Below are 22,241 nucleotides of genomic sequence, written 5' to 3'. Positions count from 1 at the left end.
AAAATGTTATCTTTTGCTCTGGAAAATATAAGTAATAGTACCTGTTTGTTCTTTTTTGCCACTCACCGCATTGAATTTAGCTTTTTGAGCGTAGAGTAATGAGTTTTCTAATAAACAATCATCAGTAGTTGTGGAATTAGCTCTATCAATAGCTGTTTTAGTCACACGCCCTGCTTCGTCCACAGTGATACTTACCACCACTTTTCCATCACGTTCACAAGTAAACACAGGATTCGGAATATTTCCTACTCTACCAGCTAAGGCGTATTTTACTAAAGTGTTTTTATTTGCTTTGTCACTTATTTTAGGAGTATTAGTTGTGTTTTGCAAACTGTGATCGGTGATAATGAGGTCGCCTGCCATTTTTTGGTTGGCTACTAATTCTTCTTTAGCAGCTGCCATTTCCTGAGCAGCACGTTCAGCCATAATTTCGTCTAAAGTTTTGAAATCATCAGTGTGTTGTAAGGAAGCATCAGCTTGGTTGTAAGCATTGGTAGTGAGTTTAACATTGTTAGTAGGAACATCGGCATTAGGAGAGGTTTCTTCAGGTTGTGGGGGCTCTTGAGGTAAATCATCAGGGGTAAGTGCCATTTCTATCATTATTTCTTTCTTCTTGTCGTTCAATTGTATTACCATAAGAGTAAGTACAGTACAGAAGAGTATGAGCAAAGTGATACTAATTGCCTTATCAGTATTAGTGAACATTCGCATAAAAGCGCGTAATTCATACTGTAAACCAGAAGTTTTTCGAGCTTTTTGTCTTGGAAATATAGCCTCCATATTCAACTCGCCAGTAGGGTGGGAGGGAGGCGTTTCTTCACGTTCAAACTGACTGTTGATAGTTTTATTGCGATTTGCAAAACGGTCGTTGAGAACTTTCTTTTCTTGTGGTTCACCTACCACAGTAGTAAGAATAATAGGAGGTTTTTTAATTCTTAGGTCAGGAATATGAGCAGTGACAAACTCCTCAGGACTTATGGCATCACTTACTGAAAGATCACCTATTTTAGTGCGTCGCAAAGCAGATAGATAGCCTCCTGACCCTAAGGCTTTGCCAAAGTCGTTTGCTAAGGAACGTATATAAGTACCCTTACTGCACATTACCTCAAAGTGCAGTTTAGGAAACTGACTTGCATCAATAGTGAAATTGTGAATGTAAATAGTGCGTTGAGGTACTTCTATTTCTTTGCCATCGCGAGCAAATTCGTAGAGGCGTTTGCCATCTTTTTTGATAGCCGAAAATACAGGAGGAGTTTGCACAAGTTCCCCCATAAACTGTTTTCGCACTTGTTCTATCAGTTCAGGAGTGATATGGTCAGTAGGGTAGCGAGCATCTATTTCGGTCTCCATATCGTAGGAAGGGGTAGTCGCTCCTAAGGTGATAGTACCCGTGTAGGTTTTTACAGCATCTTGTATTTCAGTGATTTTTTTGGTAAATTTACCAGTACAAATCACCAATAAACCAGAAGCAAGCGGGTCTAATGTGCCCGCATGCCCTATTTTTATTTTCTTGAGTTTGTAATGCTTGAGAATAGCCCATTTGATTTTGTTCACCGCTTGAAACGACGACCATTGTAAGGGTTTATCAATAAGCAAAACACGACCTTCTGAAAATTCTTCTGGAGTTATCATACTATTCACTTTTCACGGTTCATTTTTCAGTTCCATAGAACTTCTCGCCTATGCGTATTTTCTCTCTACCATTGGCAACGCGCCATTTGTTAGCATCCCGTAATGAGAAAGCACAACCACAATACTCTTGTTGGTAAAACTTTTCACTTTTACAGATTTCCATATTGCAGGCAGAGCCTCCGTTTTTGCGCCAATTGTAGTCCCAGTAAGTAAGACCTTCATACTTGTTAGCAGCGTTTTTGCCTGCTTCATTCACTTGGTTGAGGTCTTTCCAGCGTGAGATACCTAAAGAAGTAGCAATGGTATCAAAGCCATTTTCGTGAGCATACAAAGCGGTGCGTTCCATACGCATATCAAAACACATTGCACAACGGCTACCGCGTTCAGGTTCAAATTCCATACCTTTGGCACGTGCGTACCAATTATCGGTGTCGTATTCAGCATCTACAATAGGTACACCATATTTTTCGGCAAAACGAATATTTTCGTCTTTACGGATTTCGTATTCTTTTTTAGGGTGGATATTAGGGTTGTAAAAAAATATAGTAAAGTCTATTCCCGATGCTTGAATAGATAGTATAATTGAGCCTGAACAAGGCGCACAACAAGTGTGTAACAATAATTTTTTGCCGTTGTTAGGCAATACAAGATTCTTGTGAACTAATTCCATAGTATTTTGAGTTTTCTTTTAAAGGGCGCAAAAATACAAAGAAATCACAATATATCAAGATTCAGGGGGATACATTTGTTTGAGAGCATTCACATATACTTCTGCACCTTTGCGTTTAAAGCCCTCGTTTTCATAGAGTTTAATAGCAGCTTCATTCGTAGGTGAAGTAAAGAGCAATATTTCGCCTAAGCCTAATTCTTTCCCTTTAGTTATCAGCTGCTGAATGAGTTGCGTGCCTATTTTTTTGCCACGTGCAAATTCATCTACCACAACATCTTCTATCCAACCTTTGTAGCCTGAAATCACTCTGTAGATAGCCATAGAAGCCATTCCGTGTAGACGACCATCTTCTATGTAACCCACTACATAAGGAGCTTGAGCTTCATCATTAAAAAGGTTTGATAAGGGTTGCTGGTAACGCCTGCTCAACAATGAGAACAAGCGAGCGGCATCTTTTTCAATGGTTGGGGTAATATTGCTTTTGTTTAAAAATGTGATCATACAATTTAGTTCTTTTTTAATATTTATCTAACAAGTAGGTTCGCCACTATAGTTGAGTTTAAATTCTTGTTTTACTAATTTTGCCTTCCTTTTCTATCTCCTAACCTCTAAAACCAGAGACCTCATTTCTCCTTGCAATTCCTTGGCTTTTTCTCCCGCTATTTTAGCAAAGTCTTCACCTTTAGAAGCATAGATAATGCCACGTGAAGAGTTGATGAGCAGTCCGTAATGTTCATTCAGTCCATAGTGACAAACTTCTTCTAAGCTACCTCCTTGTGCGCCAACTCCAGGGACTAATAGAAAGTGTTCAGGGATAATTTGGCGTATTTCTTTTAAAAATTCAGCTTTGGTTGCACCTACTACATACATTAGGTTTTGGCTGTTTTGCCAAGTGAGTGAGGTGCGTAATACCTTTTTGTACAATTCCTCATCACTGAGTTTCTGAGTTTGGAAATCAAAAGCCCCTTCATTAGATGTCAGTGCTAAGAGGATGGTGTGTTTGTTTTCAAAAGCTAAAAAAGGTTCTACAGAATCTCTGCCCATATAGGGGGCAACAGTCACACTATCAAATTGCATATCCTCAAAAAAAGCTTTGGCATACATACTTGAGGTGTTGCCTATATCTCCGCGTTTAGCATCGGCAATGGTAAAAATATCGGGGTGGTGGCGGTTGAGGTAGTCAATCGTTTTTTTTAAGGCACGCCACCCTATTTCACCGTGAGCTTCGTAGAAAGCGGTGTTGGGTTTATAGGCTACTGTAAAGCGGTGGGTAGCTTCTATAATTGCCTTGTTGAATGCAAAAATAGGATCTTCCTCCTCAAGCAAATGAGGAGGAATTTTAGTCATATCAGTGTCTAATCCCACGCATAGTAGTGATTGTTTAGCTTTGATTTGCTGGGTGAGTTGCTTAATAGTCATTTTCTTCTATACGGGTAATTTCACGTTCGTAGAAAGCAATAGCTTCTTCTATAAGGTTCTCACTTTCAGCTTCTAATTCTTTAGTGTCCTCTTCGTCAAACTCTTCAAGCCATTCAACTTCGTCGTTATCTAAATTCAATACGAAGCGTGGATACTCTAAATGCACTACGAACATAGCGTTAGGCATATCGGTGTTATCACCTAAAATAAATTTTGGGAAGTTACTCATTTTAATTCTTTTATTAGTTCAATAGCTTTAGCTACCCCCGTAGAGGCAACGTCTTTAATTACAGTAATATTATTTTTACTGCTGATACTTGGGCGCGGGTCTACATAATATATAGGAGTGCCTTCTTCAGCACAATTCATCAGTCCAGCAGCAGGATACACTTGCAGTGAAGTCCCTACAATAAGTACTATATCAGCAGTTTCAACTTCTTCGGCAGCCTTTACAATCATTGGTACATCCTCGCCAAACCACACGATATGAGGGCGCAATTGTGCGCCATTAGGGCTTAAATCGCCTACTTTGATATCTTCAGTGCAGTCGTAAAAAGTGTAAGGGTCGTCTACTCCACGCATTTTTAAGAGTTCACCGTGCAAGTGGATAATATTGGTGCTGCCTGCACGTTCGTGCAAATCGTCTACATTTTGCGTGATAACTATCACATTATAGTCTTTTTCAAGCTCGGCGAGCAATAGGTGAGCAGGATTAGGTTGCACATCTTTTAGCTGTTTGCGCAAACCGTTGTAGAAGTTCAACACTAATTCAGGGTCTTTCTTAAAACCATAAGGGGTTGCCACTTGTTCTATGTCGTGTCCTTCCCACAAGCCATCGGCATCGCGAAAGGTTTTTACGCCGCTTTCAGCACTGATACCAGCCCCTGTAAGGACTACTATTTTCTTCTTTTTCATTGGTAATGTTAGTTATAAATTATGAAAATACTTCAAACTTCCCATTTCTAAAAACGAATTTCTTATCGCTGATAATATGATCCCCTCCACTATATATATCACTGATAACCGATTCTAGTTTTGCCAAACCTTCTGTATCTTCACTGCCACAAACTACCAATACATCGCGTGCAGGAACTCCTATTACAATCTCTCCTTCTACTGGAAAATTCTCTTTTGTCCATATATCCGTTAGAAGAATAAGGCTTGCTTCATAATTGCCATCTGCTATTAGAAAAATGAGATGTTCATCAGCTTGTGCTTCTATTTCTAAGGTGTTAGCTAAATTGTTGAGAGCCAACTCTCGTAGTGCTTCAATACTCATCCCTAACTCCTCAAAGTCCGAAGTAGACAAAGAGCCTATACTATCCCCATCATCTACCCCGTAAAACACATACAACTCATCGTTATACTTCTCATATACCATTGGCAACTCTTCAGCCTCTGGCACTATACTCTTCAATTTCTTTATATAGATTGTATCTTTGATTGTAGGAAAAATGCAATCAGTGATTGTGGTAGCTTCCTCAGGCTTGTATATTCTAACCAATGGAGCGAGATATTTGTCTAAAATATCATTTAAATCATTTGGGTTGCTTAAATATTCATTAAAACAATTATCCAAAAAATGTTTTACTTCTCGCTGGTCATCAGGGGTTGTTGTGCTTACCTCCAATGCCGCTGTGCTATTTATAGTAATATCGGGGAAAGTCTCTCTCAAAGCATCGATATATAGCTGAGTAAACTCTTGTTCGTTCATTAGGTTTGTCATAACAATTAACAGATTAGAAAATTACTAGATAAAAAAAGTCCCTTTCTTATTAAGAAAGGGACTTTTTAGTGCAATTACTTTTTGTTTACTGATTCAGAAAGTTCAGTCCCAGCTTTGAATTTTACTACTTTCTTAGCAGGAACTTTGATAACTGCACCAGTACGAGGATTTCTTGCATCTCTCGCCTCTTTCTTAGTTACTGACCAAGATCCGAAGCCTACGATAGCTACCTTTTTACCTTGTTTAAGGCTCTTTTCAACGTTTGAAAAGAACGCTTCTACTGCTTTTTTAGCATCAGCTTTTGTTAAGCCAGCTTCTGCAGCAATTGCATCGATTAATTCTGTTTTGTTCATATTATAAATTGTATAATATAGTTAACTTGGTACAAAGGTAGTAATATATTTGTTTATGGCAAACATAAAACAAAAAAAAATGCAGTTTTAGTAAAAAATTAACATTTCAAACACTTTTTTCCCTATTTTCTTTGCTCATTGCAGCTTTTTTTCCTACTTTTGCACCCTCAAAAATAAAGTAAATAAGGTTCTTATAAATTATGCTTACACGACGACATATTAGGGCTAAAGTGATGCAATCAGTCTATGCAATGCAGCAAAGCCAAAGTCAGGATTTAGATAAGGAATTGAAATTCTTGCAAAATAGTGCCGATGAGATGGAAAGTCTCTATCTTTTGTTAATGGCACTTCTTACAGAGCTTCATTCTTTGGCAGTAAATCAGTATGAAGTAGCGCAAAAAAAATACTTAGCAACTCCTGCTGACAAACTGTTGCACCAAAAAATCAAAGACAACGAACTGCTTTCACTGATTGCTACTAACGAGGCGTTACAAAAAACTATAGTCGATGCTCATATAAACTTTTGGAATATCCAAGAAGAATATGTGAGAATGCTCTATAAACGCATTGTAGAAAGCGATACCTACCAAGACTATAGTAAGCAAAAAGCGAGTTTTGAAGCTGATAAAAAATTCTTAATTGAAATTTTTGAAGAATTCATTGCTCCTGATGAGGGACTTTATGAGTATATAGAAGACCATAATCTTACTTGGATGGATGATTTTCCTATTGTAAACACCTTTATAGTAAGAGAGTTTAAAAATTTACGTCCGAATCCTCCTGAAAAGTATTTTACCCCTTCCCTCTACAACAATAGTGAAGAAAAAGAATTTTTAGTAGATTTACTAAAGAAAACAGCTCTTAACGATGCTAAACTCAAGAGTTTTGTGGAAGATAAACTCACCAATTGGGACAAGGAACGCGTGGCTGTGTTAGACCTTATTATTTTAAAAATGGCTATTTGTGAGTTTTTGCACTTCCCAAGTATCCCTGTGAAAGTAACTATCAATGAGTACTTAGAACTTGCTAAAGAGTATTCTACTGCTAAAAGTAGTTTGTTCATCAATGGGGTACTGAATGTAGTACACAAGGAACTCAGTGAAAAAGAACTTATTAAAAAGATTGGACGAGGACTTTTGTAAGTAATAAAATAAAAAAAACTAAAATTAAGTATATATGCAAAATTTGATGAGCAACAATTTTTTGATTATCGCATTGATGATTGTGGTAATGTATTTTCTAATGATTCGTCCACAAGCAAAGCGACAAAAACAAGAAAAAAACTTCATACAATCAATGAAGAAAGGCGATAAAGTAATTACCAAAGGTGGTATGCACGGTCGCATTGTAGAACTTACCGACGATACTTGTGTGATTGAAACCCTTGCAGGTAAAATAAAATTCGAGCGTTCGGCTATCTCTATGGAACTTTCTATTAGATTGAGAGACAATAAAAAAGAAGTAGAGAAAAAAGAAGCATAATGCTAAAAAATACTCACAAAAAAGAGTGTATCTATTTTTGCAATAGATACACTCTTTTTTTATACAGTTTTAGGAGTTACAATTAATTTGTAGAGAACAATCTTGCGAAGAAACTTTTGCGTTGCATCATACTTTCTTCTTCAGGATGTTCTTCACTGAAAATTTCATCGGAAATTTCATAATCGCCAAAATTACCTTCAGTGTGGTGAGTATTAGAAACAGGCTCAAAAACGATATCTTGATGATTAGCTACTGCTGTGCGTTGGTTTTCATCTAAAATATCCATTATGTACTCAATATACGATTTACCTTGTTTTTCCAAGAATCCTTTCAAATAACGATTGCTAAGTTCCATGCCTCCTATCTTTTCAAGTTTAAGGAGTGTTTGGTATAAAGGTTCTATATGATCCGTAATCACATACTGAGGCACTGCACGACGGCGTGCCATAATAGTTACTACTTCACCCATAATATTTCTACCCACCTCAAAATCGGTGATTACCCAATAGTATTCGCCAGATTTTGCTAAGTTTTTGATGATGCCGTGAAAGTTTCTACCTGCTAAAATATTATCCCACGTAATCTTAAAAATAATTTTAGGCATATCGGGGTGGCGGATAATATTATGAGGCTTCCCGAGCAATTCATCTGCTGAATAACCACAAACGTCTATGAACGTTTGGTTTACGTCAGTAATAGTACCATACTTATCAGTTGTACTGATAATAGTCTTTGTCTTGTCCCACACAACTTCTCTGTTGATAGGAGTAGGTCTGTTTGTGATTTCTTCTGACATAATTTCTATAGATTACATTCAACGCCACAAAAGTAAGAAAAAGTTACAATAAAAACAAAAGCATTTTAAACTTTTTTGTGTAGAATGTAACAGTTGTTTTCTAAGTATTTGAAAATCAAATGGTATGTTTTTTTATTCTATAGTAATTTTAAAGCAGATTATTTGTAGTTCACAATTATTTACTATCTTTGCGCCGAATCATTCTAAATAAGCATCTTTTATGAAAAGACTTTTATTTGTTATTGCAATACTTCTAATAGGGAAGATCCACGCACAAGAAAATGTTTTCCTCACTAATGAATATTGGAAACAAAAACCTTCAGTGGCTCAAGTGGAACAGGCTATCAATCAAGGTAATAGTGCTACCGCTTTTAATAGTCGTGCTTTTGATGCAACAACTTTGGCGATCTTAAATGGAGCACCCTATGAAACTATTACTTATCTTATTGATTTAGAGGGTAATGGAGTAGATAAACTGACTCACGACAAACGCACTTACCTCTTTTGGGCTGCCTATCAGGACAATGTGCCCGTGATGGAATACCTTCTCAAGAAAGGAGCTAAGGTGAATATTACTGAATCACATCAACTTACCCCTTTGTTATTCGCCGCTGTAGGAGGGAGAAGCAATAACGCAATTTATGAATTGTTACTGAAACACGGCGCTAACTTAAAAGATACTAATGCCGATGGTGCAAATGCCCTTTTGCTGTTACTCCCTCACCTCAAAGACCTTAAAGAAGCTGATTATTTTGTAAAAAAAGGACTCAAACTTACTGCTACCGATAACAAAGGTAATAACGCTATTTACTACGCAGCAACAACGGGTAATCGCCCTATAATTGAGGCTCTGATGAAAAAGAAAATTAATGTTAAAAACCTGAATAACAAAGGTGAGAGTGCTATTTTTGGTGCCGCTCGTGGTGCTAAAAGAAATTATAACAAACTTGATACTTTCCTATATTTAGAACAATTGGGGCTTTCACTTAATCAAAAGAATAAAGATGGACTTTCTCCTCTTTTTGTGTTAGCTGAAAAGAACAAAGATGAAAAAGTGATTAATTATTTCTTAGAAAAAGGAAATGATGCTAATCAGCTTGATAAAGAAGGAAATAACCCATTGATGAAATCAGCAATCAACAATAATATATCTGTAATAACAGCTTTACTCGCCAAGACCAAAGATATTAACACACAAAATAACCAAGGATTATCGGCTTTGACCTTTGCAGTAGAGAACAATACCCTTGAGGTAATAGATTTTTTACTCTTAAAAAATGCTGATGTTCAATTAGTAGACAAGGAAAAAAATACACTTTATCACTACGCTGTAAAACGCGGTGATATAAAAATTTTAGAAAAACTTTCACTCTATCCTATCAATATCAATCAAAAAAATAGCAATGGTCTTACCCCTCTACAAATGGCTGTGATGACCGCTAAAAATTTAGATGTGGTACACTTCTTGCTCAGCAAAGGAGCTGATAAAAATCTCACTACTGATTTGGGTGAAACAGTTTACGAATTGGCTCAAGAAAATGAAGCCTTAAAAGGAATGAATATAGAATTTTTAAAATAAAAGAAAGAAGATGAAAAAGAAACTCTTACTTACTGTAAATGTGGTAGTTGCCTTGCTTACAGTTTCATTTGTCGCTCAACAAACTACTGCTAAAAAATACAAATGCCTTATCCAGCTTACTAATTACAAAGGGGATGGGGCTTATATAGTAGCTTCACTCATCAATCCACAAGGAAAATATGAGCAAACATTGCAAGTATTAGGTGATGACCCCGAATGGTATGATGATCTTACTGAATGGTGGAAATTTTATGGCAAACGCCAAACAATTGATGGGATTACAGGAGCGACCATCAGTGGGGGAGAGCGCGCCGTAAAAGTGCTCACTCTTGATGAGAATAAGTTTGACAAAGGGTATAAAATACGCTTTGAAACAGCAGTAGAAGATGACTATTACTATGCTAAAGATGCTGAAATAGAACTCAAAAAAGAAAACCTTAATACTAAAGTTGAGGGCAAAGGCTATATACGTTACGTTAGACTGATGCCTAATTAGTGACTAAAGTAATATTCGAGTACTTTTAGTTTAAAAATGTACTGATATTTAGCTTTTATCACATCATTTTGAGCGTTTTCATATTCGTATTTAGATTGATTGAAGTCAAAGGTATTCATTAAGCCTACATTGTGTCGTTCTTGTGCATAACTAAAAGACTGTTGTTTAGCTTGAGCTGTTTTTTCACTTGCTTCGTACAGTTTTTTGGCATTAGCAGCATCGTTGTAGGCTTGATAAATATTTTTTTCAGCACTCAATTCAGTTTGCTCCTTTGCTAATTGTGTTTTCTGTAAGGCTAATTTTTGAGTTTTAACATTGCTGAGTACGGAAAAATGATTAAAAATAGGAATACTGAGCGATAAACCAGCGTACATACCTTTGTTAGTATCTAACTGTTTCCAGAAATCCATTACTTGGTTCTTACTCCATCGCGAACTATACCCCCATTGTGCAGAAAGACGAGGCCAAAAAGCTGACTGACTCAAGCGCAAACTACTTTCAGCTAATTGCATATTGGCAGTTGCTAATTTCACTTCACCCATTATCTCTTTAGCATTTCGGTAAATCTCTTCAGGAGTTTTGTTTAGTATATCGGCTACGGGAACTTCAAATGTGTTATCGGCTACCTCAAAATCTTTGTAATTCTTCAGTAAAAGCAATTGAGCTAATCCCATTTTTCCAATGAAAAGTGCGCTTTCTGTCTCTATAATCTTCTGTTCGAGTGAAAATAGTTGAGCTTCGCTTTCGTAGATATCACCTTTGGGCAACGACCCCGCATTGATGAGCTCACGCGTACGTGCAACGCTTTCTTTTGATATTTCTAATTGTGCTTTTTGAATTTTGATCTTTTCTTTATTGCTCAATACTTCAGTGTAAGCGTTGATAATCATTAAGATAATCTCATCTTTCTTCATATCCAATTGGTATTGAGTTGCCAATTGTTTACATTTTGCTTGTTGCAATTTACGCCAATTTTGTAAGCCTGAAAACAGAGGTATTGACATACTGATACCTCCTGAAGCCGATTCAAAAGTAGTGTTTTCAAACTGATTGCTCACAGGATTGATATTCTTTCCTGTATTCCAATTATAAGCTGCTTCACTGTTGATAGAGGGCAAAAAGTTAGCTTTTGTTTGCCATACTTCTATATCAGTGGATTTCAAGTCTATTTCCGATTGTTTAATAGAAAGGTTGTGCTCTTTGGCATACGCTATGCAATCGTTGAGCGTCCAAAGTTTCTGAGCTACTGCTGAAAAAGGTAGCAAGCAAAGTAAGAAGAGTGTTTTTTTCATCATTTAATATATTCGATAGGTTTAGCCCTTTTACATACAATTACAGCTATGTGTTCCTCGTTGTCTTCATCTTTTCCCGCAAATGAAAGAGTGAGAATTTCACCTTTTATCAGGAAAGTGTTGTTTAAATCACTTTCTTCTTTGCGGATAATGTGATTGCCCTCTACGGTATAAAAATCTTTATTACTGTTGAGAATTACACAATTACCATTGTATTTTTTGTAGTAATTCTCAATAATTTCGTCTTTAGTGAATATAAAAGTACTCTGCTTTTCACAATCATTGAGGGTAATCTCTAAGTTGTCTAAGCTTTGAGATTCAATCGCCCACGAGCCTATGAGATCGTCGTGACGAATGCTTTCCTCTTGAGAAAAAGCAGGTAAAAAGCTAAAATATAGCGAGATAGTAATAAATAGTTTGTATATGGTACTCATAGAAATGATATTGTGAGTACAAAACTACAAAATAATTCTGGATTGACAAATTATTTTATATCTTTGTCGCGTAAAATCAGCAAATTGACAAATTGTTAAATCGAAAAATCTACTATGAACAAATATCTTTTAGAACATTACCCGCTTGTGTGGAATACTCGCTTGATCCCAATGTTAGCTCTTGCGAGCGGTGGACATATCTTCTTTATCTTATTAGGTTGGACAGCAAAAAATGAAGACTTCAATTACTATGCTTTTAATGCTATAATGGTAGATTTTATAGGGATTCCATTATTGTTACATCTTGTTATTTCTATATTGTTGTTGGTAGTTTGGTTGTTGTATCTCAGTAGAAACAACGCTTTCAAGCATTTCTATCCTTTCCCTGAAGAAAAACTCTTCTTGCAATGGATACTTTATTTTCTTATCGTCTTTGCCTCAGTGTCCTTTGTACTGTCCTATGCGATTGTAAAAGGCTTAGGAAAGTATCCTTTTAGCAATACTTCTGATGTGATATACCTATTGAATTTCCTTTTGAGTATTACTTTTGTTATAGCAACACTCGTGTACTGTGTGCGTATTACCAATGTACAAATTTTGCTGTTTACTATTGTTTTTATAGGGGTTCTTTCAATTATATTGTCTTTTATAGGTAATAAATTGTTGTTTTTGTTGGTTTATGCAGCACTTGTATATATTTCTGTGAGTAAGGAAATTCACATACCAAAGAAGTTTATAGGCATTGTGGTAAATACAGTACTTCTTTTTTCGTTTATGGTAATGTACTATATAGTTGATAGTATTATGGAGAATATGTTATTAGGTAGGTCAATAGGTGAGTTTTCTTACAAAGTCTTTTATGTGTCACTCTTTCTTACTTTTGTTTTTATAGGTTGTTATGTTAGAATAATAAGGCAATGGAAAGCAATAGCAGACTGAAGTGATACTTTTTTACAATGAAGATTACTGACATATTGTCATTAATTAAAATTATATTTAAAAGTACTGATAATAAATAATTTAATATAACAATCGTTTAAAATATAAAGAAGTTGTCCCGTCAAAAAGTCTTTTGAAGCTGTCATTTTGTCAGTTAATTTCGTTTGGCATAACTCTTGTCTTTCTCTTGCTGAAAATGTTTAACCCAAATTGTTAATTGAAAGATATATGAACTTTAATAATTTTACTATCAAAGCACAAGAAGCGGTACAAACCGCTCAACAAATTGCCCAACAATATGGGCATCAGGAATTGCAAAACGAACACTTCTTCAAAGCTATTGAGCAAGTAGATGAGAATGTATTGCCTTTCCTATTCAAAAAATTGAATATCAACCGCGAGCAATTAACTAAACAATTAGATGCAGCCTTGCAAGGGTTTGCTAAAGTAAGCGGTGGTGATATGGGACTCTCGCGTGAGGCAAATACTATGCTTAACGAGGCTGTCAATATTGCTAAAAAATGGAATGATGAGTATGTATCTTTAGAGCATCTTATACTGGCAATTTTCAAATCGAATAGCAAGATAGCTCAAGCTCTTAAAGATCAAGGCGTAAGCGAAAAGGAATTAGAAAAAGCCATTCAGGAATTACGTAAAGGTGAGCGTGTAACCTCTGCATCAGCCGAAGATACTTATAATTCGCTCAACAAATACGCTAAAAACCTCAATCAGTTAGCCGATAGTGGCAAACTTGACCCTGTGATTGGTCGTGATGAGGAAATACGCCGTGTGTTACAAATCCTTTCACGTCGTACCAAAAACAACCCTATGTTGGTAGGTGAACCAGGGGTAGGTAAAACTGCTATCGCTGAAGGTTTAGCACACCGTATTGTAAAAGGAGACGTGCCTGAAAACCTAAAAGACAAGGTGATTTACTCTTTGGATATGGGAGCCCTTATCGCTGGAGCTAAATATAAAGGTGAGTTTGAAGAACGACTCAAATCGGTAGTGAAAGAGGTAACCTCTTCCGATGGCAATATCATTCTGTTTATAGACGAAATCCACACCCTTGTAGGTGCGGGTGGGGGAGAAGGTGCGATGGATGCTGCCAATATCCTAAAACCTGCTTTAGCGCGTGGTGAACTTCGTGCTATTGGTGCGACAACCCTTGATGAGTACCAAAAATATTTTGAGAAAGATAAGGCTCTTGAACGCCGTTTCCAAAAGGTAATGGTAGATGAACCTGATACCGAGAGTGCTATCTCAATATTGCGTGGTATCAAAGAAAAATACGAAACTCACCATAAAGTGCGTATCAAAGATGAGGCGATTATTGCGGCAGTAGAGCTTTCTGAACGCTATATCACCAATCGATTCTTGCCTGATAAAGCTATCGACTTAATGGATGAGGCTGCTGCCAAACTCCGTATGGAAATCAATTCTAAACCTGAAGAGTTGGATGTGCTCGACCGTAAGATAATGCAACTTGAAATAGAAATTGAGGCTATCAAACGTGAGAAAGATGAGGGTAAGCTCAAAATGCTATATGTAGATTTAGCAAACCTCAAAGAAGAACGCAACGCACTAAATGCTAAATGGCAAAGCGAAAAGAGTGTGATAGATGAGGTGCAAGCAACTAAAGAAGCTATTGAGAAATACCGTTTAGAAGCCGATAGAGCTGAACGCGAAGGCGACTATGGTAAAGTAGCCGAATTGCGCTATGGCAAAATCAAAGAAGCAGAAGATAAGTTAGCGGAATTACAAAAGAATTTAGACAGCAAATCTCACGAAAATGCTCTCGTAAAAGAAGAAGTAACTGCTGAGGATATTGCCGAAGTTGTAGCAAAATGGACAGGCATACCTGTAGCTAAAATGTTACAAGGCGAACGTGAAAAACTCTTGAACTTAGAGAAAGAATTGCACCGCCGTGTAGTAGGCCAGGAAGAAGCTATTGAGGCTGTTTCCGATGCCATACGCCGTAGTCGTGCAGGTTTGCAAGACCCACGTCGTCCTATAGGCTCTTTCCTTTTCTTAGGAACTACAGGGGTAGGTAAAACGGAACTTGCTAAAGCCTTAGCCGAGTATCTATTCGACGATGAAAATGCAATGACGCGTATAGATATGAGTGAATACCAAGAAAAACACGCTGTGAGCCGATTGGTAGGTGCACCTCCAGGATATGTGGGTTATGACGAAGGTGGTCAGCTTACTGAAGCTGTGCGTCGCCGTCCGTATTCTGTAATCCTTTTGGATGAAATTGAAAAAGCTCACCCCGATACTTTCAACATCTTGTTGCAAGTACTCGATGAAGGTCGTCTTACTGACAATAAAGGTCGTACTGCCGACTTTAAGAATACAATCATCATTATGACCTCCAATATGGGTAGCCAAATTATTCAGGAAACTTTTGAAAAATATCCTAATGATACCGAGCGTGCTATCGATGAGTCTCGTGATGAAGTCTTACAGCTCCTCAAAGAAACTGTACGTCCGGAATTTTTAAACCGTATAGACGATATCATAATGTTTACGCCACTCAATGCTAAGAATATTCGTAGCATTGTGAAGTTGCAATTGCAATCGTTATTCCGTATGGTTGCTAAAGAAGGCATCTTGCTTGATGCTACCGATGAGGCTATTGATTACTTGGCACAAAAAGGATTTGATCCTCAGTTTGGTGCACGTCCAGTAAAACGTACAATCCAAAAAGAAGTACTCAATAAACTCTCCAAGGAAATATTGAGCGGTACAGTACAACGTGATGCAGTCATCTTATTAGATGCTTTTGATAACCAATTGGTATTTAGAAATCAAAAATCAGAGAATAATTAACAAGGAATTAGGGAATTTAGGAGTTAGTTGTCAGTCATTAGTAGCAATGGCTAACTCCTAAAACCTATCTCTAACTTTTAACTCTGACAATTTGTCAGTTTTTAGTCCTTTGGCACAATCATTGACTATTACTGATTACGTAAGCGTAAGGCTTACAAAAAATAATGTTGAACTTAAAAAACGATAATTAATTAATATGAGTAAGATTATAGGTATTGACTTAGGAACCACAAACTCTTGTGTTTCTGTAATGGAAGGTAATGACCCAGTGGTAATTACCAATGCCGAAGGTAAACGCACAACTCCTTCAGTGGTAGCTTTTACCGAAGGTGGTGAAATAAAAGTAGGTGACGCTGCTAAACGTCAGGCTGTTACCAACCCTAAAAACACGATATATTCTATCAAACGTTTTATGGGTAACAAATTTTCAGAATTAGAAAAAGAAATCGCTCGTGTACCTTATAAAGTAGTACGTGGCGACAACGATACCCCTCGTGTGGATATAGACGGACGTTTATATACACCACAAGAAATCTCAGCTATGATTCTTCAAAAAATGAAGAAAACTGCCGAAGATTTCTTAGGACAACCAGTAACAAGTGCAGTAATCACTGTACCAGCTTACTTCAACGATGCTCAACGTCAAGCTACCAAAGAAGCTGGTGAAATCGCAGGTTTGAAAGTAGAACGTATCATCAATGAGCCTACAGCTGCTGCATTGGCTTATGGTTTGGATAAAGACCATAGCGACCACAAAATTGTTGTATTCGACTTTGGTGGTGGTACACACGACGTGTCTATCTTGGAACTCGGTGATGGTGTATTCGAAGTATTAGCTACTGATGGTGATACTCACCTTGGAGGTGATGATGTTGATGAAAAAATCATCAATTGGTTGGCTGAAGAGTTTCAAAAAGAAGAACAAATCGACCTTCGTAAAGACCCTATGGCATTGCAACGTCTTAAAGAAGCAGCTGAAAAAGCTAAGATTGAGCTTTCTTCAACTACTGAAACTGAAATCAACTTACCTTATATTACAGCTACAGCCTCAGGACCTAAACACTTGGTACGTAAACTCTCTCGTGCTAAATTCGAACAACTCATCGATGACCTTGTAAAACGTACTATTGAGCCTTGTAAAAAAGCGTTAGAAAATGCTGGTCTCAGTGTAAGTGATATCAACGAAGTAATCTTAGTAGGTGGTTCTACTCGTATTCCTGCTGTACAAGAAGCCGTTGAAAAATTCTTTGGTAAGAAACCTAATAAGAGTGTAAACCCTGATGAGGTAGTAGCCATTGGAGCTGCTATTCAAGGAGGTGTACTCACCGGTGATGTGAAAGATGTATTGCTCTTGGACGTTACCCCACTTTCTTTAGGTATCGAAACTATGGGGGGTGTGATGACCAAACTCATTGATGCAAACACCACTATTCCTACCAAGAAATCACAAGTGTTCTCTACCGCTACCGACAATCAGCCAAGCGTAGAAATTCACGTATTACAAGGAGAACGCCCAATGGCACACGATAATAATACCATCGGTCGTTTCCACTTAGATAATATTCCACCTGCACCACGTGGAGTACCACAAATTGAGGTAACTTTTGATATCGATGCCAATGGTATCATCAACGTATCAGCAACCGATAAAGGTACAGGTAAATCTCACAATATCCGTATAGAAGCCTCTTCAGGTCTTTCTAAAGAAGAAATTGAAAAGATGAAACGCGAAGCTGAAGCCAATGCTGAAGCTGATAAACAAGCGAGAGAAAAAGCTGAAAAACTCAACGAAGCTGATGCGATGATTTTCCAAACCGAAAAACAATTGAAAGAGTTTGGTGACAAAATCCCAGCTGATAAGAGAGGAGCTATTGAAACAGCACTTGGTGAACTCAAAACAGCTTTCGAAAGCAAAGAGCTTCCAGCAGTAGAAGCAGCTCTCAGCAAAATCAACACTGCTTGGCAGCAAGCCTCTGAAGATATCTACAAAGCACAACAAGGAGGTGCAGCACAAGGACCAAATCCTAATGCAACCAATCCTTTTGGTGATGCAAATCCATTCGGCGGACAACAAGGCGGCAACAACGGTCCCGATGTCCAAGACGTAGACTTCGAAGAAGTAAAATAAGAATTAACATAAGCATACACCCTATAACAAGTAGGGTGTATGTATTTTTATACTATATGTGATATTAAATAATTAGAAATCTCAAAATGAATTTATTACAATCTATTAGTAAATTAATTGAAAAAATTTCTATAACAGATAAGCAAGAAGAAAATATAAAAGCTTCTGTTAAAAATATTACCACTACATTAGAAAAAGATGATACCTTGCATTTAAAGGAAACTTTTCTTAATGGTTCTTACGAACGGGATACTATGATTCGTCCATTAGATGATATTGATATTTTTGTAGTTTTGGATGAATCCTATTGGAAAGATGACTTTGGAGTAATGAGAAAACCTCAATCTGTTTTAGATAAAATCAAAGATTTTTTGAATGATCAGAATGACTATAAAGGTAAAGTCAGACAAGATAGACCTTGTGTTACTGTCGAATTAAGTAATAAATCTTTTGATATACTTCCCGCTTTTGAACAAATAGAAGGGTATTTAATGCCTAATTACAACTTAGAAAGTTGGATACCTACTTATCCTAAAATTTTGACGGAGAATTTAAAAAATGCCCATAGAGATTATAGTTATAAACTAAAGGATATCATACGAGTAATCAAATATTGGAATAAACTAAATGGAAAAATGATACCTTCTTTCCATATAGAGGAAGTTGCTATAAAAATTTTTAAATTTAAGATATTTGAAAATTTTGAAAAATCAATAAGAGAATGGTTTGAAAAAGCGGAATGTAATTTGGAGATCAATAAATTCAAATCAAATACTCAATACGATGATTTTAAAAATAAACTCAATAGAACTAAAACAAAGTTGCAGAATGCTAAAGAGTTTTTAGACAAAAATAATCAGTATGAAGCAAAGAAAATTTGGAAAGATGTTTTTGGTAAGGAGTTCCCTACTGTTAATGAAGAAGAGGCAAAGTTATTTTCTAAACATTTAAGTGAAGGAACACTAAAAGCTACAAGTATAGGTTTGTTATCAACTACTCTTGGAAAAACAATGGCAGCTTCAAAAGGATTTTATGGTGAAGAAATATTTTAAAAATAAATCAAACATTACTGCTCAAATTGCAGAGATGAAAAAGTTATATCCGTCATTTAGATATGCAATAAGAGGAAATGATATTATTTTTAAAGGAGAAATTCAGGTTAAACCTGAGTTTCCTGTTTATACAATATCACTAAAGTATAGTACGAATAAACATCCTATTGTAAAGATACTCAATCCTAAACTCGTAGAAAATCCTCCCCATTTTTATTCAAAAACTAAAAGTTTATGTTTGTATCACCCTAAGAATTTTTATTGGGATAATAATAAACTAATAGCAAATGAAATTATGGATTGGACTATAGCTTGGATATATTTTTATGAAATATGGTTAGAAACGAAAATCTGGTATGGACCCGAAGTGCCACATAGTAATGACAAAAAATAAATAATATGACAAGTGAAACACCTCATAAAGAAAGTTTTTATCACGCAACAATCATATCAAATATACAAAAATGGTTCATTATAATAGGTAGTTTATTATCTCTTTTTGCAATATTTACCCCTGATAATAAAAAAAAATGTATTGACATCACAATTTGTTTAATATCAATAATCTGTTTTATATTAGAGTTTGCATTTTCTTATTTCTATCAAAAAGCAGGAGAAGAAAAGGTAAAAGATTTAGTAGATAATGGTTTAAATTCTAAACTTAGTGATTACAGATCAAAAGATTATTACACCAATGATGAAATAAAAAATGGACTTCCTAAATTAGGAGTTAATAGCTTTGAAAGTGTATTCTTTACAAAAAGTATAGTTCGCAAAATGATTGAAAGAAATACTATACCTTTTGTGATCATCTTTTTGATTTATATATGTTCTATATTCTTTTTTGAAAAAGAGATTTGGATTAAAATATTTCAATTTCTATTACCATTACAGATTATGAAGGAGTTTATTTATTTATTGTATTTTTATTCAAAGATCAAAGATATATATGACGACTATAAAAAAGTATACGGTACAACAAAAAAAAAAGAACGAGTTCCTTATATAATCAAAAATATAATTTTATATGAGAAATTACTTTCTACATATCAAATACTAACTGATTCAAAAATATATAGAAAGTTAAACAATGAATTATCTCAGGATTGGATTGAAGTTAAAAGAGAATATTGTATAGAATAATCTATAAAATATTTTATTGCTTGATAAAGAGTTCTGCTTTTAATTTGTTATATAGTAACTATTTTTTTAAGAAACATAGTTAAACAATTGTTAATATGAGAATCAATAGTTAGGAATTGACCTTTACTGATCTGTTTATAGTTTCTTTGTCCTCCTTGAAGTATGCTCTGTAGGAGCGTATTGTATACGCCCAAAAATATTTACAAATCACCCTCTCAAAACTTCCTTTTCGTGCAAATTCGTGTGATTCGTGGGCGACTTTCAATTGTTTTACATTATAAAAGTTCATCTCCCTTTGGGGGAATGGAGGCTTTTTATACAAATACGTAATTTAAATTAAAACCGTGCAATACATAAAAGATTTTTATTCTATATAACTATTTAATTTACAGAATACTATCTCTTGTTTCTTAATTCCTATCTCCTTTTTATTCAAAAAAGTTTTGCTATTTCAAAAAATAGTTATACCTTTGCGCCCTGAATATAAATAACACATTAATAAATAGAGAAAAAAAATGGCAAGAGTTTGTGACTTAACAGGCAAAAAAGCATTGGTGGGCAACAACGTGTCGCACGCAATGAACAAAACAAAACGTAAATTTAATGTAAACCTCCGTACAAAACGTTTCTTCATTCCTGAAGAGAATCGTTGGATTACCCTCAAGGTTTCAGCAGCTGCAATTAAAACTATTGATAAAAAAGGTATCTATGCAGTGCTACAAGAAGTAGAACGTAACGGATATATTAACTAAATTTTAAAACAATACTAAAATGGCTAAAAAAGGAAATAGAATTCAGGTTATTTTGGAGTGCACTGAGCATAAAGAATCTGGTCTTCCAGGAACTTCACGTTACATCACTACCAAAAACAAAAAAAATACTCCCGATAGATTAGAGCTTAAAAAGTTCAACCCTATCCTTAAAAAAGTAACTGTTCATAAAGAAATTAAATAATTAAAACGTTATGGCAAAGAAAACAGTAGCAACCCTACAAGGTAAATCTAAAAAGCTTACTAAAGCTATCAAAATGGTGAAATCACCTAAAACAGGTGCTTACACTTTCGTAGAAAGCGTAATGGCTCCTGAACTTGTTGATGAATTTTTGAAGAAGAAATAATTAAATTTTCTCTATTTTTATCATATCTAAAAAAAGCTGTCGTGAGACGGCTTTTTTGCATATATAAACTTTTTTATTACCTTTGCACTCATATCTAAATATATACAATAAGTTATGGCATTCCAATTTCTAAAAAATATCTTTTCTAAAGAAAAGAAAGAAACCTTAGATAAAGGCTTAGAAAAATCTAAAAATAGCTTTTTTGACCGTTTAGGAAAAGCGGTTATGGGGAAATCTAAAGTAGATGATGAGGTGCTTGATGACCTCGAAGAAGTCCTCATTGCCAGTGATGTAGGTGTGAATACTACACTTAAGATTATCGATCGTATCGAGGCACGTGTGGCTAAAGATAAGTATCTAGGCACTTCCGAACTCAATACCATTCTTCGTGAAGAAATAGCAGGTCTCCTTTCCGAAACACATACCGGTGAAGCAACTGATTTTGTCCTCCCAGCTGACAAAAAACCTTATGTAATGATGGTCGTAGGCGTGAATGGAGCTGGTAAAACCACTACTATAGGTAAGCTCGCAAGTCAGTTTACTAAAAAAGGCTTGAAAGTAGTATTAGGTGCCGCCGATACTTTTCGAGCGGCTGCAATCGACCAATTGCAAGTGTGGGCTGACCGCACAGGGGTGCCGATGATCAAGCAACAATTGGGTAGCGACCCTGCTTCGGTGGCTTATGATACCTTGAGTTCAGCCGTAAAACAAAATGCCGATGTAGTAATTATTGATACAGCAGGACGCTTGCATAACAAAATCAACTTGATGAATGAGCTCTCTAAAATCAAACGCGTGATGCAAAAAGTATTGCCAGATGCTCCTCACGAAGTGCTCTTAGTGCTCGATGGTTCTACAGGGCAAAATGCTTTTGAACAGGCTAAGGAATTTACGAAGGCTACGGAGGTTACCTCTTTGGCAGTAACTAAGCTTGATGGCACGGCTAAAGGCGGTGTTGTAATAGGTATTTCCGATCAGTTTCAAATTCCTGTGAAATATATAGGAGTAGGGGAGGGAATAGACGATTTGCAAATCTTTAATAAATACGAGTTTGTAGATTCCTTCTTTAAAGAATAATAACTTTTTTTGATAAATAAAAAGAATCATTTTACACAATTCCTTATGAAAGTCTCAAGATTTTCAGAAGATAT

General features: G+C 35.9%; 25 protein-coding genes. 14 read left to right on the top strand and 11 right to left on the bottom strand.

The window, feature by feature from the left end; translation table 11 throughout:
• Window positions 1-6 precede the first annotated feature (6 nt).
• The 8 genes from truB to DR017_RS01790 form a co-directional block, all read right to left on the bottom strand.
• Window positions 7-1,632, bottom strand: coding sequence for a tRNA pseudouridine(55) synthase TruB (gene truB, locus DR017_RS01825; protein WP_002680860.1), 1,626 nt, complete (start codon window positions 1,630-1,632; stop codon window positions 7-9).
• 19 nt (window positions 1,633-1,651) lie between these two features.
• Complete coding sequence (locus DR017_RS01820; RefSeq protein ID WP_002680856.1) at window positions 1,652-2,302, bottom strand: epoxyqueuosine reductase QueH; 651 nt, start codon at window positions 2,300-2,302, stop codon at window positions 1,652-1,654.
• 54 nt (window positions 2,303-2,356) lie between these two features.
• Window positions 2,357-2,803, bottom strand: a complete 447-nt coding sequence (locus DR017_RS01815; protein ID WP_002680907.1) for a GNAT family N-acetyltransferase — start codon at window positions 2,801-2,803, stop codon at window positions 2,357-2,359.
• Window positions 2,804-2,896: 93 nt separating this feature from the next.
• Window positions 2,897-3,721 (bottom strand): orotidine-5'-phosphate decarboxylase, encoded by an 825-nt coding sequence (gene pyrF, locus DR017_RS01810; protein ID WP_002680911.1) that lies wholly within the window; start codon window positions 3,719-3,721, stop codon window positions 2,897-2,899.
• Entirely contained in the window at window positions 3,711-3,950 is a 240-nt protein-coding gene (locus tag DR017_RS01805; protein ID WP_002680954.1) for a DUF8828 family protein, read from the bottom strand. The genes pyrF and DR017_RS01805 overlap by 11 nt, the downstream gene beginning before the upstream one ends.
• The gene (locus tag DR017_RS01800; protein ID WP_002680933.1) at window positions 3,947-4,636 is read right to left on the bottom strand and encodes an SIR2 family NAD-dependent protein deacylase; all 690 of its coding nucleotides are present in this window, start codon (window positions 4,634-4,636) and stop codon (window positions 3,947-3,949) included. Before DR017_RS01800 ends, DR017_RS01805 begins: the two co-directional genes overlap by 4 nt.
• Window positions 4,637-4,655: 19 nt before the next feature.
• The gene (locus DR017_RS01795) at window positions 4,656-5,447 is read right to left on the bottom strand and encodes a DUF1444 family protein (RefSeq protein ID WP_002680812.1); all 792 of its coding nucleotides are present in this window, start codon (window positions 5,445-5,447) and stop codon (window positions 4,656-4,658) included.
• A 74-nt stretch (window positions 5,448-5,521) separates the two neighbouring features.
• Window positions 5,522-5,800 carry an HU family DNA-binding protein gene (locus DR017_RS01790; protein WP_002680877.1) on the bottom strand — a complete coding sequence of 93 codons (279 nt, stop codon included), beginning with the start codon at window positions 5,798-5,800 and terminating at the stop codon, window positions 5,522-5,524.
• A gap of 200 nt (window positions 5,801-6,000) precedes the next feature.
• Here DR017_RS01790 and nusB point away from each other — a divergent pair, with 200 nt between their 5' ends.
• Entirely contained in the window at window positions 6,001-6,942 is a 942-nt protein-coding gene (gene nusB / locus DR017_RS01785) for a transcription antitermination factor NusB (RefSeq protein WP_040361618.1), read from the top strand.
• A gap of 34 nt (window positions 6,943-6,976) precedes the next feature.
• A complete protein-coding gene (gene yajC, locus DR017_RS01780) occupies window positions 6,977-7,282 on the top strand; it encodes a preprotein translocase subunit YajC (RefSeq protein ID WP_002680820.1) in 306 nt (101 codons plus the stop codon).
• Window positions 7,283-7,364: 82 nt separating this feature from the next.
• Here yajC and DR017_RS01775 read toward each other — a convergent pair whose 3' ends face one another.
• Complete coding sequence (locus tag DR017_RS01775; RefSeq protein WP_002680849.1) at window positions 7,365-8,078, bottom strand: PAS domain-containing protein; 714 nt, start codon at window positions 8,076-8,078, stop codon at window positions 7,365-7,367.
• A 220-nt stretch (window positions 8,079-8,298) separates the two neighbouring features.
• Here DR017_RS01775 and DR017_RS01770 point away from each other — a divergent pair, with 220 nt between their 5' ends.
• The gene (locus DR017_RS01770) at window positions 8,299-9,657 is read left to right on the top strand and encodes an ankyrin repeat domain-containing protein (protein ID WP_002680983.1); all 1,359 of its coding nucleotides are present in this window, start codon (window positions 8,299-8,301) and stop codon (window positions 9,655-9,657) included.
• Between the two features lie 10 nt (window positions 9,658-9,667).
• Window positions 9,668-10,153: a DUF2271 domain-containing protein gene (locus DR017_RS01765; protein ID WP_002680974.1), complete on the top strand. Its 486-nt coding sequence runs from the start codon at window positions 9,668-9,670 to the stop codon at window positions 10,151-10,153.
• On the opposite strand, the gene DR017_RS01760 is transcribed toward DR017_RS01765, so the two are convergent.
• Together DR017_RS01760 and DR017_RS01755 are read right to left on the bottom strand one after the other, a co-directional pair.
• Complete coding sequence (locus DR017_RS01760; protein ID WP_002680932.1) at window positions 10,150-11,448, bottom strand: TolC family protein; 1,299 nt, start codon at window positions 11,446-11,448, stop codon at window positions 10,150-10,152. The two genes, DR017_RS01765 and DR017_RS01760, sit on opposite strands and share 4 nt — an antisense overlap.
• On the bottom strand, window positions 11,445-11,879 hold the full coding sequence (locus DR017_RS01755) for a lipocalin-like domain-containing protein (RefSeq protein ID WP_002680968.1): 435 nt from the start codon (window positions 11,877-11,879) through the stop codon (window positions 11,445-11,447). Before DR017_RS01755 ends, DR017_RS01760 begins: the two co-directional genes overlap by 4 nt.
• Before the next feature lie 114 nt (window positions 11,880-11,993).
• Between DR017_RS01755 and DR017_RS01750 the strand changes: the two genes are divergently transcribed.
• The 10 genes from DR017_RS01750 (at window position 11,994) to ftsY (ending at window position 22,167) form a co-directional block, all read left to right on the top strand.
• Window positions 11,994-12,818: a hypothetical protein gene (locus DR017_RS01750; RefSeq protein WP_002680872.1), complete on the top strand. Its 825-nt coding sequence runs from the start codon at window positions 11,994-11,996 to the stop codon at window positions 12,816-12,818.
• 228 nt (window positions 12,819-13,046) lie between these two features.
• Window positions 13,047-15,650 (top strand): ATP-dependent chaperone ClpB, encoded by a 2,604-nt coding sequence (gene clpB, locus DR017_RS01745; RefSeq protein WP_002680957.1) that lies wholly within the window; start codon window positions 13,047-13,049, stop codon window positions 15,648-15,650.
• Between the two features lie 196 nt (window positions 15,651-15,846).
• On the top strand, window positions 15,847-17,778 hold the full coding sequence (dnaK, locus tag DR017_RS01740) for a molecular chaperone DnaK (RefSeq protein ID WP_002680898.1): 1,932 nt from the start codon (window positions 15,847-15,849) through the stop codon (window positions 17,776-17,778).
• Between the two features lie 86 nt (window positions 17,779-17,864).
• Entirely contained in the window at window positions 17,865-18,830 is a 966-nt protein-coding gene (locus DR017_RS01735) for an SMODS domain-containing nucleotidyltransferase (RefSeq protein ID WP_002680817.1), read from the top strand.
• A complete protein-coding gene (locus DR017_RS01730; RefSeq protein WP_002680863.1) occupies window positions 18,811-19,224 on the top strand; it encodes a type II CBASS E2 protein in 414 nt (137 codons plus the stop codon). Before DR017_RS01735 ends, DR017_RS01730 begins: the two co-directional genes overlap by 20 nt.
• A 5-nt stretch (window positions 19,225-19,229) precedes the next feature.
• Window positions 19,230-19,973 (top strand): hypothetical protein, encoded by a 744-nt coding sequence (locus DR017_RS01725; RefSeq protein WP_095909093.1) that lies wholly within the window; start codon window positions 19,230-19,232, stop codon window positions 19,971-19,973.
• A gap of 515 nt (window positions 19,974-20,488) precedes the next feature.
• Window positions 20,489-20,725, top strand: coding sequence for a 50S ribosomal protein L28 (gene rpmB, locus DR017_RS01720; protein ID WP_002680811.1), 237 nt, complete (start codon window positions 20,489-20,491; stop codon window positions 20,723-20,725).
• A 19-nt stretch (window positions 20,726-20,744) separates the two neighbouring features.
• The gene (gene rpmG / locus DR017_RS01715) at window positions 20,745-20,927 is read left to right on the top strand and encodes a 50S ribosomal protein L33 (protein ID WP_002672545.1); all 183 of its coding nucleotides are present in this window, start codon (window positions 20,745-20,747) and stop codon (window positions 20,925-20,927) included.
• 10 nt (window positions 20,928-20,937) lie between these two features.
• Window positions 20,938-21,090, top strand: a complete 153-nt coding sequence (locus DR017_RS01710) for a DUF4295 domain-containing protein (RefSeq protein WP_002680984.1) — start codon at window positions 20,938-20,940, stop codon at window positions 21,088-21,090.
• A gap of 114 nt (window positions 21,091-21,204) precedes the next feature.
• On the top strand, window positions 21,205-22,167 hold the full coding sequence (ftsY, locus tag DR017_RS01705; RefSeq protein ID WP_002680961.1) for a signal recognition particle-docking protein FtsY: 963 nt from the start codon (window positions 21,205-21,207) through the stop codon (window positions 22,165-22,167).
• Window positions 22,168-22,241 lie beyond the last annotated feature (74 nt).

Origin of the sequence: Capnocytophaga sputigena (assembly GCF_900446695.1) — a bacterium.
Classification (GTDB): Bacteria; Bacteroidota; Bacteroidia; order Flavobacteriales; family Flavobacteriaceae; genus Capnocytophaga; species Capnocytophaga sputigena.
Note: the sequence above shows the minus strand (reverse complement) of the source record. Positions and strands in the feature narration are given on the sequence as shown.